Source organism: Kribbella endophytica, assembly GCF_054781295.1.
The window spans coordinates 2,692,881-2,708,410 of the sequence record NZ_BAAGUR010000001.1 but is presented as its reverse complement, the minus strand read 5'-3'; the positions used below and the strand labels follow the sequence as shown (position 1 = coordinate 2,708,410).

Annotated in this window: 16 protein-coding genes and 1 riboswitch; of the genes, 8 read left to right on the top strand and 8 right to left on the bottom strand. The window is 70.2% G+C overall.

Annotated elements, in window-relative coordinates; translation table 11 throughout:
- Positions 1 to 128: 128 nt before the first annotated feature.
- Together ACYVIO_RS12945 and ACYVIO_RS12940 are read right to left on the bottom strand one after the other, a co-directional pair.
- Entirely contained in the window at positions 129 to 770 is a 642-nt protein-coding gene (locus ACYVIO_RS12945; protein WP_344175237.1) for a response regulator transcription factor, read from the bottom strand.
- Positions 767 to 2,275 carry an ATP-binding protein gene (locus ACYVIO_RS12940; protein WP_460650955.1) on the bottom strand — a complete coding sequence of 503 codons (1,509 nt, stop codon included), beginning with the start codon at positions 2,273 to 2,275 and terminating at the stop codon, positions 767 to 769. Before ACYVIO_RS12940 ends, ACYVIO_RS12945 begins: the two co-directional genes overlap by 4 nt.
- A gap of 205 nt (positions 2,276 to 2,480) precedes the next feature.
- Between ACYVIO_RS12940 and ACYVIO_RS12935 the strand changes: the two genes are divergently transcribed.
- From ACYVIO_RS12935 to ACYVIO_RS12910, 6 genes are all read left to right on the top strand, one after another.
- Entirely contained in the window at positions 2,481 to 3,812 is a 1,332-nt protein-coding gene (locus ACYVIO_RS12935) for a PspC domain-containing protein (protein ID WP_460650954.1), read from the top strand.
- Entirely contained in the window at positions 3,809 to 3,988 is a 180-nt protein-coding gene (locus tag ACYVIO_RS12930; RefSeq protein ID WP_460650953.1) for a hypothetical protein, read from the top strand. Before ACYVIO_RS12935 ends, ACYVIO_RS12930 begins: the two co-directional genes overlap by 4 nt.
- 286 nt (positions 3,989 to 4,274) lie before the next feature.
- Positions 4,275 to 5,420 (top strand): Cmx/CmrA family chloramphenicol efflux MFS transporter, encoded by a 1,146-nt coding sequence (locus ACYVIO_RS12925; RefSeq protein ID WP_460650952.1) that lies wholly within the window; start codon positions 4,275 to 4,277, stop codon positions 5,418 to 5,420.
- Positions 5,421 to 5,595: 175 nt separating this feature from the next.
- Positions 5,596 to 5,796, top strand: coding sequence for a cold shock domain-containing protein (locus ACYVIO_RS12920; protein ID WP_460650951.1), 201 nt, complete (start codon positions 5,596 to 5,598; stop codon positions 5,794 to 5,796).
- A 127-nt stretch (positions 5,797 to 5,923) separates the two neighbouring features.
- On the top strand, positions 5,924 to 7,069 hold the full coding sequence (locus ACYVIO_RS12915; RefSeq protein WP_460650950.1) for an L-histidine N(alpha)-methyltransferase: 1,146 nt from the start codon (positions 5,924 to 5,926) through the stop codon (positions 7,067 to 7,069).
- Positions 7,066 to 7,872: a hypothetical protein gene (locus tag ACYVIO_RS12910; RefSeq protein ID WP_460650949.1), complete on the top strand. Its 807-nt coding sequence runs from the start codon at positions 7,066 to 7,068 to the stop codon at positions 7,870 to 7,872. The genes ACYVIO_RS12915 and ACYVIO_RS12910 overlap by 4 nt, the downstream gene beginning before the upstream one ends.
- Here the strand turns inward: ACYVIO_RS12910 and ACYVIO_RS12905 are convergent.
- The gene (locus ACYVIO_RS12905; RefSeq protein ID WP_460650948.1) at positions 7,855 to 8,892 is read right to left on the bottom strand and encodes a zinc-binding dehydrogenase; all 1,038 of its coding nucleotides are present in this window, start codon (positions 8,890 to 8,892) and stop codon (positions 7,855 to 7,857) included. The two genes, ACYVIO_RS12910 and ACYVIO_RS12905, sit on opposite strands and share 18 nt — an antisense overlap.
- 55 nt (positions 8,893 to 8,947) lie before the next feature.
- On the opposite strand from ACYVIO_RS12905, the gene ACYVIO_RS12900 reads away from it, so the two are divergent.
- Positions 8,948 to 9,379, top strand: a complete 432-nt coding sequence (locus ACYVIO_RS12900; protein WP_460650947.1) for a GNAT family N-acetyltransferase — start codon at positions 8,948 to 8,950, stop codon at positions 9,377 to 9,379.
- A gap of 51 nt (positions 9,380 to 9,430) precedes the next feature.
- Here the strand turns inward: ACYVIO_RS12900 and ACYVIO_RS12895 are convergent, their stop codons facing one another.
- The 3 genes from ACYVIO_RS12895 to ACYVIO_RS12885 form a co-directional block, all read right to left on the bottom strand.
- A complete protein-coding gene (locus tag ACYVIO_RS12895) occupies positions 9,431 to 9,709 on the bottom strand; it encodes a ubiquitin-like small modifier protein 1 (protein ID WP_460650946.1) in 279 nt (92 codons plus the stop codon).
- Positions 9,706 to 10,971 (bottom strand): threonine synthase, encoded by a 1,266-nt coding sequence (gene thrC, locus ACYVIO_RS12890; protein ID WP_460650945.1) that lies wholly within the window; start codon positions 10,969 to 10,971, stop codon positions 9,706 to 9,708. The genes ACYVIO_RS12895 and thrC overlap by 4 nt, the downstream gene beginning before the upstream one ends.
- Positions 10,972 to 10,982: 11 nt before the next feature.
- Positions 10,983 to 11,123: riboswitch (SAM riboswitch) on the bottom strand.
- Between the two features lie 65 nt (positions 11,124 to 11,188).
- The gene (locus tag ACYVIO_RS12885) at positions 11,189 to 12,154 is read right to left on the bottom strand and encodes a helix-turn-helix domain-containing protein (protein WP_460650944.1); all 966 of its coding nucleotides are present in this window, start codon (positions 12,152 to 12,154) and stop codon (positions 11,189 to 11,191) included.
- 70 nt (positions 12,155 to 12,224) lie between these two features.
- On the opposite strand from ACYVIO_RS12885, the gene ACYVIO_RS12880 reads away from it, so the two are divergent.
- Positions 12,225 to 12,422, top strand: a complete 198-nt coding sequence (locus ACYVIO_RS12880) for a hypothetical protein (protein WP_460650943.1) — start codon at positions 12,225 to 12,227, stop codon at positions 12,420 to 12,422.
- A 66-nt stretch (positions 12,423 to 12,488) separates the two neighbouring features.
- Here the strand turns inward: ACYVIO_RS12880 and ACYVIO_RS12875 are convergent, their stop codons facing one another.
- Both ACYVIO_RS12875 and ACYVIO_RS12870 read right to left on the bottom strand, forming a co-directional pair.
- Entirely contained in the window at positions 12,489 to 13,730 is a 1,242-nt protein-coding gene (locus tag ACYVIO_RS12875; protein WP_460650942.1) for a cation:proton antiporter, read from the bottom strand.
- Between the two features lie 799 nt (positions 13,731 to 14,529).
- On the bottom strand, positions 14,530 to 15,492 hold the full coding sequence (locus ACYVIO_RS12870; protein WP_460650941.1) for a DNA-3-methyladenine glycosylase family protein: 963 nt from the start codon (positions 15,490 to 15,492) through the stop codon (positions 14,530 to 14,532).
- Positions 15,493 to 15,530: the final 38 nt, after the last annotated feature.

The window sequence follows — 15,530 nt, the reverse complement described above, 5'->3', positions numbered from 1 at the left end:
CAGCCCCGAAGTCCCTCGCGCTCCTCCCGGGGTGGCGCATGTGTGCCCTGTCCGGAATCCGCCAGCGCTGTCCCATGTGGCGGTACGGCGTCCTGCGGAACAGTCGGTACGCCGTACTGCCGAGCAGGTCAGACCAGGCGGCGGTCCGTGGCCCAGCGGGTGAGCTCGTGGCGGTTGGAGAGCTGGAGTTTGCGGAGGACCGAGGAGACGTGGGTCTCGACGGTCTTCACCGAGATGAACAGCTCGCGGGCCACTTCCTTGTACGCGTAGCCGCGGGCGATCAGCCGCAGGACCTCGCGCTCGCGCTGCGAGAGGCGGTCGAGGTCCTCGTCGACCGACGCGATGTCGATCGCGCCGGAGAACGCGTCCAGCACGAAGCCGGCCAGCCGGGGCGAGAACACCGCGTCGCCGTCGGCGACCCGGCCGATCGCGTCGACCAGCTCGGTGCCGCTGATGTTCTTGGTGACGTACCCGCGCGCGCCGGCGCGGATCACGCCGATCACGTCCTCGGCCGCGTCCGAGACCGACAGCGCCAGGAACTTGATCTCCGGGTGCCGCTGGTGCACCTGCTTCATCACCTCGGTGCCACCGCCGCCGGGCAGGTGGACGTCGAGCAGGACCACGTCCGGCTCGGTCGCCACGATCGCCTTGACCGCGCTGTCCACGTCGGCGCCCTCGCCGACGATCTCCACCGCCGTACCGATCTCGCTGCGGACTCCGGCCCGGAACATGTCGTGGTCGTCGATGACGACCACCCGTCGTTGACTCATCTGTCCATCTCCAGTCGCACTTCGGTGCCTGTTTCCGGGCTCGACCGCACCGTCGCGCGGCCGCCGTGCCGTTCCATTCTCCCCATCACGCTGTGCCGCAGACCGAGCCGGTCCTCGGGCACACCGTCGGTGTCGAAGCCCTTGCCGCGGTCCCGGACGAACATCTCGGCCCGGTCCCCGTCGACCTCGACGAACACGTCGATCTTGTCGGCGCCGGAGTGCTTGGCCGCGTTGACCATCGACTCCCGCGCCGCGCGCACCATCGCCGACAGTCCCTCGGTCAGGTCGCAGTCGCCGACCGTGACCACCTCGACCGGTACGCCGTGCGAGTCCTCGACCTCGGCAGCGGCGCGCTTGGCGGCACCGGCCAGGGTCTTGTCGGTCTGGTCGTCCTCGTCGTACAGCCACGCCCGCAGTTCGCGCTCCTGCGAGCGCGCCAGCCGCGTCACGGCCTTGGGATCCGCCGCCTGCTTCTGGATCAACGCGAGTGTCTGCAGCACCGAGTCGTGCAGGTGCGCGGCCATGTCGGCGCGTTCCTGGGACCGGATCCGCTCGCCGCGCTCGGCGTTCAGGTCGCGGCTCAGCCGGTGCACCCACGGGCCGGCGATGACGCCGAGTCCGACGACCGCGAGCAGCAGCGCGACCAGTACGTCGCCGACCTGCGAGAGCCGGCCGTTCTGCACCAGGAACACGGCGACCGCCGTACCGAGCAGGATCACGCCCACGACGACGCGGACGATCGACTTCATCCCGCCGCCCTTGCCGAGCAGGTTGCCGAGCGTCGGCGCCTTGTTCGTCCAGGCGGCCTTCTGCGTCTCGTCGGCCTGCCGCCAGATCAGCGCGAGACCGGTCCCGGCGAAGACGAGCGGCCAGAACATCTTGCCCGCGATGCCGAGTCCGGCCGCTTGCAGGAGCAGCAGTACGCCGGCCGCGACGACCACGATCGCGATCAGCTGGCCGCGGTTCTTCTCGCGGCGTCTCGTCCGGGCCTCGCTGACCGGCGGCGGAGGAAGGTCGGACCGCATGTTCTGCCGGGTGTGCGCCGCCAGCCCCGGCGCGGCCGGGACCGTCGGAGCCGCCAGCGGCATCAGGAACCACAGCGCCGCGTAGATCAGTACGCCGAACCCGCCGAACACAGTCGCGGCGATGAAGACCAGCCTGACGGCGATGTCCGGCACGTTCAGGTGATCGGCGATCCCGCCCGCGACTCCACTGACGACCCGCCCGTCGAAGCGCCGGTAGGCCCGCCGTACCGGCGGCGGCTCAGCAGCCGGCCCAGGCGGCCCGTACGGAGGCTGCCCGTACGCCGTACCGCCAGGCTGACCCGGCCGCCCAGCACCGGGCACTCCGTACGCCGCGCTGCTCGCCGGCCCACCGTGCCAGTGCCGGTACTGATCGGCCTGCGGGCCGGCCCCGGCGGACTGGTTCTGCCCGTGCGGCGGCCCGGCGGGGCCTCCTGCACTGGAGGGTCCGCCTGGGGGCGCGGCTGCGGCTGGTTGGCTCATCACCACGATCGTCACACGCGGACAGGGCCGACACCAGCAGGCTTGTCCCCGGGCGCCACCTCAGCGTGGGCGCCCGCCGGTCAGGGTCGGCTCGGGGACAACCCGGAGTCCCCGCCTGAAAACCAGCCGGTCCGGCAAGTTCCAGGGGTCGGCAGAGGGGGATCCCCGATGTTGCCGGGGCCCGGCGCGGGACACTATCGGTGTCATGGAGCAGAACCAGAGCGGCTTCGATCGCACCCAGCTGCGCGACGTGCAGAGCTGGCGACGGAGCAGAAGCGACCGGATGGTGGCCGGCGTCTGCGGCGGGATGGCCCGCGCGCTGAACGTCGACCCGGTGCTGGTGCGCGTCGTGATGGCCACGCTGGTGATCATCGGTCCCGGCATCCTGTTCTACATCGCCGGCTGGATCCTGATGCCGGACGAGGGCTCGAACAAGGCGCCGGTCGAGGGCCTGCTCGGCAACCGCGTCCGTCCCGACCATCCGTGGCTGTGGCCGGTCGTGCTCGGCGTCTGCGTGTTCCTCGCGATCGCGGTGATGTCGTCGTTCAACTTCGGCAAGCTGATCCCCGGCCCGATCGTGGTGCTCGGTCTGCTCTACCTGTTCGTCTTCCGCCGCAAGCCGAAGAACGGGCGCTCGCACTGGTCCCACCAGGGCATGTCGATGCAGAACCGCCCGCAGGACCCCACGCTCCCGCAGCCCGGCACCACGCCGTACGCCCAGAACCAGCAGACCACCCAGTACGTCGGCCAGCAGGCACCCCAGAACGGCCCGCCACCTCCCCCGGCGGGCACGTCGTCCTCGGCCACCCGGCGACCACAGGACCGCACCGTCGAATCGGTCCAGCCGGTGTGGACCGAGGACGACCCCCTGGGCCTGTACGTCGACGAACCGCCTGCCAGCTATGCCCCGTCCCCGACTCGTCCCGCCGAACCGCCGGTCAAGGGCGTCCGCGGTGTGAAGCCCGCCGTCGTCGCGCTGACCGGTCTGGCGATCGCGATCGCCTGGATCGCGGGCTCGTCCACCCCGACGATGCTGGCGATCGGTGTGGCCACGCTCGGCGCCGGGATGCTGATCGGTGGGTTCATCGGCCGGACCATGGCGCTGCTCCCGCTCGGCATCCTGCTCGCGGTCGGCGTGGCGGCGAGCACGATCTTCCCGAGCGTGCCGCGCGACTTCAAGGACGTGAACGTGGTCTCGACGCCGGACCAGCCGATCACCGCGACCAGCAACAACTACACGTTCGACGCCGGGTCGGTGCACGTCGACATGACCAAGACGACGTTCGCCCCGGGCGCGCACGTGACGATCACCGGCGGCGTCGGCGAGGTCGTGCTGAAGGTGCCCGCCAACGTGGACGTCACCGGTACCTTGAGTGCGCAGGCCGGTGAGGTGATCGGTCTGGGCGGGCAGCGCGAAGGCGGCCACGACGCGAAGGTCACGCTCAACGACCTCGGCGCCGACGGCAAGGCCGGCCCGTCGAAGGTCGTGATCGACGCACAGCTCAAACTCGGCAGCATCACAGTGGAGCGCGGATGAGGAAGACGAAGGCGGACGTCCCCGGCGTCATCACCGGCACCGTCCTGACCGGCGCCGCGGCCATCTACCTGCTCAACGAGGAAGGCCTGGTCCAGACCGACGACCTCGGCCTGACCGCCGCCCTCCTCCTGGTGATCGCCGGAGCAGTAGGCCTCGCCGCCTCCCGCCGCAGCTGACCGGCGCAGTAGGCCTCGCCGCCTCCCGCCGCAGTTGACCGGCGCCGTTGCTTCAAGTAGTCGCCCCCGCCGCGGTTAATCCTTTGCCGCGGCGGGATCCGCGCTTCTAGGCTTCGAGCCGTGTCCACCCCCGAGGCCGACAGAGGCTAGCCACCGACTGTTCGGTGGCTGATCCGCCTCCCCGCACCAGGTGCGGGTCTTCAGCCTGTCCCGGGCCGTCGGCGATGTGTTCTCTCGCGCGGCAGCTCTCGCCGCGTCCATCGCTCTCGTGGTCGTGGAGTCCTCGATGCCTTTTCTGCTGTACCTGCTCGCCCTCGCCGTGTTCGCCCAGGCGACCTCCGAGTTCATGCTCTCCGGGCTCACCCCGGAGATCGCCGCCGATCTCTCCGTCTCGATTCCCACCGCCGGCTGGCTCACGTCGGCGTTCGCGCTCGGCATGGTCGTCGGCGCACCGGCGATCGCCGTCCTCGGCCGGCGCTGGCCGCGGCGCCTCACGCTGCTGTCGACGCTGACCGTCTTCCTGCTCGCCCACATCGTCGGTGCTTTGGCCGACGACTTCACCGTCCTGCTGATCACCCGCCTGGTCGCGGCGCTGGCCAACGCCGGCTTCCTCGCCGTCGCGCTGGCGACCGCGTCCACGCTGGTGGAGGCCAAGGGCCGGGCGACCGCCGTACTGCTGGCCGGTACGACGCTCGCCTGCATCGCCGGCGTACCGGCCGGAGCCTGGCTCGGCCAGCACCTCGGCTGGCGCTCCGCGTTCTGGGCCGTCGCGCTGATCTGCCTGCCCGCGCTGGTCGCGATCTTCCGGTCGATCCCGCGCGCCGACGCCACGCAACCGCCGGTCACGCGGCTCCGACCGTCCACACGACTTGTCGTGCTCCTCGCGCTCGGCGCATTGGTGAACGGAGCAACGTTCTGCACCTTCACCTACCTCGCCCCGATCCTCACCGACGTCACCGGCCTCGACCGCTCGTGGATCCCCGCGCTGCTGATGCTGTTCGGCCTGGGCTCCTTCGCGGGCGTCACGCTCGCCGGCCGGTACGCCGACCGCCGGGCGCACGGCGTACTGGCCGCTGCCGGTGCAGCACTCCTGCTGGGCTGGTGTCTGTTCGCCTGGTCAGCCCACCTGACCGCCGCCGCTGTCGCGCTCGTCTTCGTGCAAGGCCTGCTGTCGTTCGCGGTCGGATCGTCGCTGATCTCCCTCGCCCTGTACGCCGGGGCGGAGTCGCCCGTACTGGCCGGCGGCCTGGCCACCGCGGCGCTCAACGTGGGCGCCGTACTGGGCCCGGTTGCAGGCGGCATCGGCATCACCCTGACCGGCGACCGAGCACCTCTGTGGTGCAGCGCGTTGCTGGTCGCCGGTGCGCTCGCCGTCGCTGCTGCCGCGCGGATTCTCGCGCGCACAGAAGAAGGTGCTGCTGCGATGCGCTGACGGTTCACGGTGGACCGGTCCGGCGGCTGAGCGGGCGCGAGGCACGAGACCGGTCCGGCGTACGGGACGGGGTTCGGCTAGTCTGGTGGACCGCTCGGCACGGCCGGACTCCGGCTGACGGGCACCGGAGGGGCCCGAGTGCAGCGGGTCCCGTTGAGGGTCACGGGAGTTTCCAATGGTGCGCGGCACCGTGAAGTGGTTCAACGCCGACAAGGGCTACGGGTTCCTGGCGGCCGAAGGACAGGACGACGTGTTCGTCCACTGGAGCCGGATCGTCTCCGACGGGTACAAGACCCTCGAGGACGGCCAGCAGGTCGAGTTCGAGGTCGTCGACGGCCCCAAGGGCCGCGAGGCCGACACGGTCACCCCGGTCTGACCGGGCATCATCCCGAGCAGCTGAGCACACCGGCCCGCTCCCGCGACGCGGGAGCGGGTTTCCGGACTGCGGGGGTCGGCGGCAACCGATAACCTGAGCGCCCACGCCTTTGGGAGGGGTTGCCGCGGTGAGCGAGCCGGTGCACGTGATCAGGAAGCTCGAGAAAGCGCTGGTCGACGACGACTTCTCCTGGTCGTTGCTGCTGGTCGGTGAGGACCAGACCGACAAGCTGGCCACGCTGACCGGCGACCTGCGCGGCCCGTACTCGACCACCGGGGATGGCAAGCAGATCACGTCCGGCTTCTCGTACTGGGGTATCGGCCCGACGATCGCCTGGGCGAACGCGACCAACGACCCGTTCTACCTGGTGATGAAGGCCGGCGCCGAGTCGTTCCAGCGGCACTGGCGTCAGGTCCGGCCGCACGTCGACCACGGCGGGTTCCACTTCGTCAGTCTCGGTGTCGGGACCGGCGTCAAGGACCGCACGATCGTGGCCGACCTGCACCGGTACAACCCGGACATGTTCTACATCCCGGTCGACATGAGCTCGGAGATGCTCCGGCTGGGCACGCTCGAACCGGTCCGCGGCGCGGGCTTCCCGATGGCGCAGGTGCTGCCGGTCCAGCTGGACTTCTCGATCGCGGACAACGTCGAGCAGCTCGGGCAGATGCTGGCCAAGCTCGTCGGCGACGAGCCGTTGCTGTACGGGCTGACCGGCAACACGCTGGCCAACTTCGAGAGCGACCTGGAACTGCTGCAGACGCTCACCAAGGTGCTGCGTCCGCAGGACCGGCTGCTGCTCGAGGTCGCCAGTACGAACGTGCTGAACGCGGAGACGGCGAAGGAGGCCGCCGAGGAGTACCACCAGACGCGGGCCTTCGCGGAGTTCGTCACCAGCGCGCTGCGGTACAACACCGACCTGCGGATCGAGCTGGACAACCTCGACTTCCGCGGCGAGGTCGAGGACGACGACGCGCTGCTGGTGAAGATCGTCTGGCAGAACAACACCCCCGACCAGATCGTGATGGGTCTGCCCGACCACACGGCCGTCCCGCTCGACAAGGGCGACACGATCTTGCTCTACACCACCCGCAAGTTCTCCACCGATCGCCTGAAGAAGCTCACGTCGGCCTGCGAGCTCACCCCGGTCGAGCACGCCCGCTCCCGCTTCCGCCGCACCCGCCGCCCGAGCCCCTTCGGCCTCGACCTGATCCTGCTCGCCCCCGGCACCGCCCCCACCACCAGCTCCCTGGCCGACGACATCTGGCGATGAGCACCCCATCCGGTACGCCGGGAAGCCCCGGCGCCGAGCGAAGCGAGGGCGGGCGCGGAGCCTCCCGCCCTCAAGTACCGGCCACCGACAAGAGCACCGCACCTGACGCACCGGCGGGTGACAAGCGGATCAGCGCCCCCGAGCGTCGCATCGCCACCGCGCGCCTGCGCGTCCTCGGGCGCCTGCGCAAACTCACCAAAGCGTTGCCCGAGGCAACCAACCGGACCACCTGGGCGGCGTACCGCCGTACCGTCGTCTCGGTCGTCAGCTACGGCCTCCTGGCCGTCGCGTTCGTGCTCGGCGTGATCTGGTTCTTCAAGCCCGACAACAGCCGCTGGGAACCGGCGGTCAACTCACTCACCCTGATCGCCGGCCTGACCGGCATCTTCGTCGAACGCCTCACCGCCGCCGCCGAACGCCGCAGCGAGGTCCTCCGCGCCGTCGCCGAGGAACTGCAGGAGAACACCAACCTCCTCGCCGACGAACGCTTCTCACCCACCCCACCGAGCCACCGCCAGGTCTACCCCCGCCTCGTCGTCTCGGCGGTCGACCTCGCGCTCGTCTCCGGTGCCCTCGGCCTGCACCGCGACGCCGAGCTCGTCGGCCTGCTGCACCGCTGGCGCGACACCGTGCACCTGTTCAACCGCCGCCTCGACCTCACCGAGATCAGCACGTTCTCGAGCACGATCACCAGCGCCGAGCTCGCCGCGTTCCATCGTGCGCTCAACCACGAGAACAGCTACTTCGCGACCACACGCCAGATGCTCGAGACGCTGCTCGCCCGTCTACCCAAGGACGCCTGACGGCCGGATCACCGTCACACCCGCCGGCGTACCGGCCGACAACTCGTCGAGAGCAGCCGGTACGTCGTCCAGTGTGATCGTCCGCGTCACCAGATCAGCAGGCTTCAGTACGCCGGACGCCACCAGCTCCAGCATCTCCGGGTAGGTGTGCGCCGCCATCCCGTGGCTGCCCAGCCACTGCAGCTCCTGCCCGATCACCCGCGACACATCCAGCTGTACGCCGTCCGGCAGCAGCCCGACCTGCAGATGCCGTCCCCGCGGCCGCAGTACCCGCAACGCCTGCTGCACGATCTCGTTGGACCCGAGCGCATCCATCGTCACCCTCGCGCCGCCGCCGGTCAGCTCCCGGATCTCCTCCTCAGCCTTCGGCCCCGCGACCACGGTCTCCGCAGCGCCGTACTTCCGCGCCAGCTCCAACGCCCCAGGATTGGTGTCCACGGCAACCACCCGGGCCCCGAGCGCCGCCGCGATCATCACCGCCGACAGGCCCACACCCCCGCACCCGAACACCACGACGTCCTCGCCCGCCTGCACCTTCCCCACCTGATGCACCGCCCGGAACGAGGTCGCGAACCGGCACCCCAACCCCGCCGCCGTGTCGAACGACATCCCGTCCGGCAACCGCACCAGGTTCACCGCGGCGAACGGCAGAGCGACGTACTCCGCGAACGATCCCCAGTAGTTGAACCCGGGCTGCAGCTGGTTGGGGCAGACCTGGTGGTTCCCCTCCAAGCACTGCTCACACTCCCCACACGCGCAGATGAACGGTGTCGTCACCCGATCCCCGACGGCCCACCCCTGCACCCCGTCGCCCACCGCGGCAATCGTCCCCGCCACCTCGTGCCCCGGCACATGCGGCAGCACGATGTCCGAGTCGTGCCCCTGCCACCCGTGCCAGTCACTGCGGCACAACCCGGTCGACTCGACCTTCAGCACCACCCCACCCGCAGCAACCTCAGGCTCCGCAACCTCTTGCACCGTAGGCAGTACGCCGTACCGCTCAACCACAATCGCTCGCATCCCGCCATCCTCAGCGACAACGCCCCTGACCGCCACCCGGCCCTAGGATCACCTCATGTTCCGAACAGCCGGTCCCGGTGACTTCGAGGCGATTGCCGGGCTCTACCAGCAGCTGCATCCGGACGAGCCGCTTTTGACGGACCGTTCGGGGTTCGACCGGATCATCGCCTCGGAGTCGTTCCGGTTGTGGGTGCTCGAGGTGGACGGCGACGTGGTCGCGACGACGTACCTGAATCTTGTCCCGAACCTCACGCGCGGCAGCAGGCCGTACGCCGTGGTCGAGAACGTGGTCGTCGACAAGAGCCGGCGCGGGACCGGGCTGGGCAAGCAGGTCATGGCCGGCACGCTGCAGGCCGCCTGGGACGCCGGGTGCTACAAGGTGATGCTGATGACCGGCTCGAAGCGTGAGTCCACGCACGCGTTCTACCGCGCGTGCGGGTTCCGCGACGACGTGAAGCAGGCGTTCCAGGCCCGACCACCGGCCTAGAAACACCGAAGCACCCCTCCGATCGAGGGGTGCTTCAGCGGAAAGAAGTGTTCAGCAGCCGCCGGCAACGGCTGGGATGATCGAGACCTGCCCGCCGTCCTTGATCGCCGTCTGCAGACCCTCGGAGAAGCGCACGTCGTCGTTGTCGACGTACACGTTGACGAAGCGGCGCAGCTCGCCCGCGTCGTCCAGCACCCGGCTCTTGATGCCCGGGTACGACGAGTCGAGCGACTCCAGCACCTCGCTCAGGGTCGAGCCTTCGACGGAGACCTCGGACGCGCCCTGGGTGTAGGGCCGCAGGATGGTCGGGACGCGGACACTGACGCTCACTGCAGACCTGCCTTCACGAAGGCGTCGTACGACGCGGGAATGGTCACCTTCGGGCCGACCCGGTCGGCCACCGCGTCGAGCGTCTTCAGCCCGTCGCCGGAGTTGATGATCACGGTCTCGGCCTCGGGGTCGAGCTGCCCGGTCTCGATCAGCTTCTTCAGCGTCGCGACGGTCACCCCGCCCGCCGTCTCGGTGAAGATGCCCTCGGTCCGGGCCAGCAACTGGATGCCCTCGACGACCTCTTCGTCGCTGACGTCCTCGATCACACCACCGGTACGCCGGGCGACGTCGAGCACGTACGGCCCGTCGGCCGGGTTGCCGATCGCCAGCGACTTCGCGATGGTGTCCGGCTTGACCGGCTTGACCACGTCGTGGCCGTCGCGGAACGCCTGCGCCACCGGCGAGCAGCCGGTCGCCTGCGCGCCGTAGATCTTGTAGTCGGTCGCGTCGACCAGGCCCAGCTTGCCGAGCTCGGTGAAGCCCTTGTCGATCTTGGTGAGCTGCGAACCGGACGCGACCGGGATCACGACCTGCTGCGGGATCCGCCAGCCGAGCTGCTCGGCGATCTCGAACGCCAGCGTCTTGGAGCCCTCGGAGTAGTACGGCCGGACGTTGACGTTGACGAAGGCCCAGCCCTCCTCCTCACCGGCGATCTCGGAGGCGAGCTTGTTCACGTCGTCGTAGTTGCCCTCGACGGCGACCAGAGTCCCGCCGTACACGGCGGTGGTGATGATCTTGGGGCGCTCGAGGTCCTTCGGGATGAAGACGACCGAGCGGATGCCGGCGCGAGCGGCGGCCGCGGCGACGGCGTTGGCCAGGTTGCCGGTGGAGGGGCAGGCGAAGACCTTCATGCCCAGCTCACGGGTGGCGCTCAGGGCACTCGCGACCACACGGTCCTTGAAGGAGTGCGTGGGGTTGCCCGAGTCGTCCTTCACCCAGAGCTTGCGCAGTCCCAGCTCGCGGGCCAGGTTCCCTGCGTCGATCAGCCGGGTGTAGCCCGGCTCGGTGTTCGGGTAGCTGGCCACGTCGACGGGGACGGGCAGCAGCGGCTGGTAGCGCCAGATGTTCTTGGGGCCGGCCTCGATCTGTTCGCGGGTGATCGTCGGGAACTCGTACCCGACCTCCAGCGGACCGAAGCACTCCATACACGCGTAGAACGGGCCGAGCTCGGACTTCGCGCCGCAGGCACGGCAGCTGAGGTGCGTACCGTTGCCGAAGGCCCCTTCACGGATCGTGTGCGGGGTGGTGGCGGTCTGGCTCATGGAGAGGTTCCTCCTCATCTTCCCCGGGCGCCGGATCTCGGCGTGGGACGGATTTGGCACCGGTCCGCCGCGAGCACCCCAGGACGGGGCCTCCACGGGGAGGGTTGCCGGGACTTCAACGGGCCGTTTCCCTCAGTCCCTCTGGATGAGCAGGTTCGAGGTTACCCAATCGGGTCCATATTGTGTCCTGTGATCCCACTATTCGAGACGTCGGATCTCAGTTCGTACGACGCTCGCGGAAGGTCTTCCGGTACGCCGAGGGCGACGTCTTCACACTCCTGGCGAAGTGGTGCCGGAACGTCACCGGCGTCGCGAACCCGGCCGCCAGCGCGATCTCCTCGACCGGCGCGTCCCCGGTCTCCAGCATCGCGAGCGCGGCCTGGATCCGCTGGGCGATCAGCCACTTGGCCGGCGTCGTACCGGTCTCGCGGGTGAAGTGCCGCAGGTAGGTCCGCGGCGACAGCCCGGCCTCGCGCGCGAGATCTGGTACGCCGATCGGCTCAGCCAGGTGCTCGAGCGCCCAGCCGAGGCTGCGCGCGACCGGCGCGTCGACGGGGTCGGGTGGCATCGGGGACTCGATGTACTGCGCCTGCCCGCCTGATCGGTAGGGCTGGATCACCAGGCGGCGAGCGACCGCGTTCGCGACGGCGGCGCCGAGGTCCTTGCGGACGAGATGCAGCGCGAGGTCGAGACCGGCGGCACAGCCGGCGCTGGTGAGGACGTCGCCTTCGTCGGTGTAGAGCGGCTCGGGGTCGACGAGGATCGCCGGGTAGCGCTCGCGCAGTTGGCCGGCGTACCGCCAGTGCGTGGTCGCGCGGCGGCCGTCGAGAAGTCCGGCGGCGGCCAGGGCGAAGGCGCCGGAGCAGATCGAGACGATCCGGGCACCGCTCTGGTGTGCGCGTTGCAGAGCCTCGATGAGCTGGGGGGAGATGACCTCGGTCGGGTCTTTGACGCTCGGCACGACGACGGTGTCGGCGGCGGCGAACTCGTCCAGCCCGTACGGCGTGGAGAGCGTCGCGCCACCGATCACGCGGACCGGGTCGGGGGTCTCGGTGCAGATCTTCAGGTCGTACCAGGGCTCGTCGATGTCGGGCCACGTCAGGCCGAACACCTCGATCACGATGCTGGTCTCGAACGCGGTCATCTCGTCGTACGCGAGCACGGAGACGGTTCGTTGCGGCATGTCTAAATCTTAGCGGTCGGCGTCTTCTACGCCACTTCTGCGGCGGCGCCGAGGCTCGGAGGATGGAGTCATGTTCGAGAAGCTGAAGGATTTCGTTGCTGGGATCAACGCCGCGTCGGCCGTCCGGCACGGGGTTGAACCGCCTGCTCGGACGCGCAACCGCCCGGCACCGGCGTACGGGCCGGCTCCGCGGGTGCGCGGGCGAGTGCCGCGGGACCGCGGCCAAGCGTCGCGGTGCAGACTCGTCGTCCCCGACGTGCACCACTGACCAACTTCGCCGGCCACGCGTGTCGCCGCCGTCGGCCCGGAGGTTGGCCGGTGCTGCACGTCGGGCTCAGGCCTCGCGGCGGCGTTCGAGCATTCGCATCAGCGGGGTCGCCGCGATGCCGTGTACAACCACGCTGAGCACGACGGTGAACCCGACTGTCGCCCACAGCCAGGGCAGGTCGTCGGCAAAGTCCGACCCGGCGTACGCGAGGTAGAAGATCGAGCCCACGCCGCGGACGCCGAACGACGCGGCGACCCAGCGCTCGGAGCGGCGCATCGGGGTCTTGTGGAGGCTGAGCCAGGCGGTCAGCGGGCGGATGACGAGAATCAGCAGACCGCCGAGCGCGATGCCGGTCAGGTCGAGAGGCTTCAGCAGCCCGCCCGTCACGGCGACGCCGAGCAGCATCAGGATTCCCCAGGTCAGGATGTGTTCGAGCTGCTCGAGGAACCCGTGCAGGTCCTCGTGGAAGTCGTGCCCGCGTTCCTCCGCACGCAGGGTCAGCGCGGCGACGAAGACGGCGAGAAACCCATAGCCGTGCAGCACTTCCGCGAGGCCGTAGACGCCGAGCGTCATCGCCAGGGCGAGCACGGGTTCGCGGGAGTCCGCCAGCCGGAAGCTCGGCGACGGCGCTGAGAACGCCATCCGCCCCAGCAACCAGCCCGCACCGACACCGATCGCGACGCCGATCACCGTCTTGCCGATGAGATCCCAGGCCACCCACTCCAGCGCCCAGTCGCCGAGCGCGCCTTTGGTCGCGGCGAAGATCGCCAAGTAGACCAGGGGAAACGCCAGCCCGTCGTTCAACCCGGCCTCGGAGGTCAGCGCAAACCGAACCTCGTCGTCCTCCTCCGGCTCGGCCCCTTCACCCGTCGTAGGGCCTTGCACCTGTACGTCGGACGCCAGCACCGGATCGGTCGGCGCCAACACAGCCCCCACCAGCAGCGCAACCGCCGGCGCCAACCCCAGCAACCACCCCAACCCCGCGACCGCGGCAACACAAGCCGGCATCGCCACGAACAGCAGCCGCCAGGTGACCTTCCACCGCCGCCACCCGATCGGCCGATCAATCGCCAGCCCGACCCCCATCAGCGCGACCAGGATCGTCAGTTCCGCCAGATGCTCGGTCAACCCAGGCTCGGCGATCGGGCTCAACTTCCCCCGATCCACCACAAACCCCAGCAACAACCCCGCCCCGAGAAACGCGATCGGCGCCGACACGGCGTACCGCCGCAACAACCGAGGCAACACAGCCCCCACCAGCAGCGCCAACCCCGCCACCAGATAAAGCCCGTCCCCGTCAATCCGCATGATGGGAACCTAGTGCCCACCCACAGCCCCCCGACCCGCCCCACTCCGGGTGACCCGCGACACCTGCCCGCCGCCCGATCCGCCCCACACCGGGTGGCCCACGACACTCTGGGCGGGCGCCGCGGGCTTCCCCCATCCCCACGCAGACCCCCCTTCCAGTCACAACCCCACCGGCTGGCCTCCCGCGCGCGGTCCACCCCCACCCGGCGACCACCCCACGCAGCACCACCACCCGGCGACCACCCCACCTCGCCGACCACCGCACCCGGCTCCGCGCCCACCCGGCGTCACTCGCGTGCACCTGTTGCCTAGCCAGCACACCCAACTCCTACCGGCCGACGCGGCCTCAGCCACAGGCCGCGTCCTCGGCCGCATGACCGCCGTGCTCAGCCGGTGGGGTGCTTGTCGTCTGGTGCAGGTGGCTGCGAGGCACGCGGCTGACCGGTGTGGAAGCCGCGCGGGGCCAGTGGCCTGCGGCTGAGGCCGGCTGGGATGCGGCCGAGGACGCGGCCTGTGGCTGAGGCTGCTGCGGCCGGAAAGAGCTTGGGTGGGATGTCCAGGCAGCAGGTGTGCACGGGTGGGGCAGGATCCTCCCGCGGGTGCTGGCCCTGGGCGAGCCCTCCCGCGGGTGCTGGCCCTGAGCGAGCCCTCCCGCGGGTGCTGGCCCTGAGCAAGCCCTCCCGCGGGCACCGCGCTGAGCGAGCCCTCCCGCGGGCACCGCGCTGAGCGAGCCCTCCCGCGGGCACCGCGCTGGGCGAGCACTCCCGCAGGTGCCGGCGCCTGCCCTACTCCCCCCGGTTCACCGGAGGCGGTGGGTGGCTCCGGGGGTGTGGGTGGGGAGGGACTTGCGGGGGCCGTAGCGGGGGTGGGCGATGCCGGCCAGGCCGAGGAGGGCTTGGACTCGGTAGCGGTGGCCTCGGTAGGGCTCGATGAGTTCGGCGGTGCCTTCGTCGTCCAACTCTTCGCCGGTGAGGGCGTAGGAGACGTTGCGGGAGACGTGGTAGTCGGCGAACGAGAAGGCGTCGGCGTCGCCGTGGGCTCGTTGGCGGACTTCGGCGGCGGTCCAGACGCCTACACCGGGGAGGGACCTGAGGCGGCGTTCGATCTCCGCCGAGTCCGACAACTCCAACGTGCGTTCCAGAGCGCGAGCACGGGTGGCGGCGGTGATGACCACGCGGGAACGCCGGCCTTCTACTCCGGCTCGGAGCCATTGCCAGGACGGGATGAGACGCCATTCCTCAGGTGACGGCGGGACCATCAGCACGCGCCCGTCAGGAGCGACCGGCCCGGGCGCTGGTTCGCCGTACTCGCGCAGCAGCAACCTCCAGCCCCGGAAAGCTTCCTTCCCGGTGACGACCTGCTCGATCCCCGCGGCGGCCATCGCCTCGAAGACAGCGCGCGTCCGCGGCACCCGGAAGTGCGGGAACCGCCGCGCCGCATCCACCAGCGCCCGATGCTCGGCCAACGGCGAAAACCCGTCCCACGAGTCCGCCTCGCCCAGCAGCTCCGGCACCCCGTCCAGCGCCCACGCGGAACCAGGCCCCCAAGCCTCAGCCTCCACCTCGGCAAGCGCCGTGTACGGCGTCAACCGCAGCAGCACCGGCCCATCCGGAGTCCGCGTCGCCCGCCGGACGGTCCGCCGTCCAGGGTCGACCACGTACGCCGGATCCCCCGGCCCCTTCCGCAACCCACCGATCACCTGGTGCGGATCCACCGGACGCCCGGGCCGCCAGCGTCGTACCACCGAACTCACGCCCACCATCCTGACGCATCCCGCCGACAAACCCCCGTCCGAAGGGC

What these genes read in the sequence shown, in the direction of transcription:
- ACYVIO_RS12875 (WP_460650942.1), bottom strand. Translation starts at nt 13,730, where the DNA reads ATGCGGATTGACGGGGACGGGCTTTATCTGGTGGCGGGGTTGGCGCTG.
- ACYVIO_RS12905 (WP_460650948.1), bottom strand. Translation starts at nt 8,892, where the DNA reads ATGCGAGCGATTGTGGTTGAGCGGTACGGCGTACTGCCTACGGTGCAA.
- ACYVIO_RS12940 (WP_460650955.1), bottom strand. Translation starts at nt 2,275, where the DNA reads ATGAGCCAACCAGCCGCAGCCGCGCCCCCAGGCGGACCCTCCAGTGCA.
- ACYVIO_RS12870 (WP_460650941.1), bottom strand. Translation starts at nt 15,492, where the DNA reads ATGGTGGGCGTGAGTTCGGTGGTACGACGCTGGCGGCCCGGGCGTCCG.
- thrC (WP_460650945.1), bottom strand. Translation starts at nt 10,971, where the DNA reads ATGAGCCAGACCGCCACCACCCCGCACACGATCCGTGAAGGGGCCTTC.
- ACYVIO_RS12920 (WP_460650951.1), top strand. Translation starts at nt 5,596, where the DNA reads ATGGTGCGCGGCACCGTGAAGTGGTTCAACGCCGACAAGGGCTACGGG.
- ACYVIO_RS12925 (WP_460650952.1), top strand. Translation starts at nt 4,275, where the DNA reads ATGCCTTTTCTGCTGTACCTGCTCGCCCTCGCCGTGTTCGCCCAGGCG.
- ACYVIO_RS12885 (WP_460650944.1), bottom strand. Translation starts at nt 12,154, where the DNA reads ATGCCGCAACGAACCGTCTCCGTGCTCGCGTACGACGAGATGACCGCG.
- ACYVIO_RS12910 (WP_460650949.1), top strand. Translation starts at nt 7,066, where the DNA reads ATGAGCACCCCATCCGGTACGCCGGGAAGCCCCGGCGCCGAGCGAAGC.
- ACYVIO_RS12945 (WP_344175237.1), bottom strand. Translation starts at nt 770, where the DNA reads ATGAGTCAACGACGGGTGGTCGTCATCGACGACCACGACATGTTCCGG.
- ACYVIO_RS12880 (WP_460650943.1), top strand. Translation starts at nt 12,225, where the DNA reads ATGTTCGAGAAGCTGAAGGATTTCGTTGCTGGGATCAACGCCGCGTCG.
- ACYVIO_RS12935 (WP_460650954.1), top strand. Translation starts at nt 2,481, where the DNA reads ATGGAGCAGAACCAGAGCGGCTTCGATCGCACCCAGCTGCGCGACGTG.
- ACYVIO_RS12930 (WP_460650953.1), top strand. Translation starts at nt 3,809, where the DNA reads ATGAGGAAGACGAAGGCGGACGTCCCCGGCGTCATCACCGGCACCGTC.
- ACYVIO_RS12900 (WP_460650947.1), top strand. Translation starts at nt 8,948, where the DNA reads ATGTTCCGAACAGCCGGTCCCGGTGACTTCGAGGCGATTGCCGGGCTC.